Annotated in this window: 1 pseudogene; it reads left to right on the top strand. The window is 54.8% G+C overall.

Going from position 1 to position 516, the window contains the following annotated elements:
• A pseudogene (locus NFU03_RS15690) lies at window positions 1–516 on the top strand (hypothetical protein); the annotation flags it as partial.

Genomic DNA, 516 nt, shown 5'->3' with positions numbered 1-516 from the left:
CAAGGGGAACCAGCTGCTGTCCCAGGACATCCCTGCCGCCCAGCTATCCGAAACGTACACGTATGACGCGACAGGAAACCGGGCGAGCCGGACAACCACGAAGAACGGTGTCACAAAGCATACCGCGTTCACGTACAACGGCAACAACGAGCTGGAAACCGTCAATGGCGAGCCCTACACGTACGATAAGAATGGCAATCGGACGCTCGACAGCCGCTACAGCTACACCTACAACAAATTCGATCAGCTGACGTCCATTACAGACAGGAAAACTGGCGCCCTGACGGCGACCTATACCTATGACGATGCCGGACGCCGGACCAGCAAGGCAGTCGGCGGGAAGATAACAAACTACCATTACGGAGATGGCATTCAGGTACTGTTTGAAACCGACGCAGTTGGAACGATCACGGCGGAATACATCTACGATCCGGACGGTCTGCCACTCGTCCTGTCCAAAGGGACCCAGAACTATTACTACGTCTACAACAGCCTGAAGGAAATTGTCGGACTGAC

It is taken from the genome of Sporosarcina sp. NCCP-2716 (genome assembly GCF_023707985.1).
Classification (GTDB): Bacteria; Bacillota; Bacilli; order Bacillales_A; family Planococcaceae; genus Sporosarcina.
This window is presented reverse-complemented; position numbering and strand designations above follow the sequence as displayed.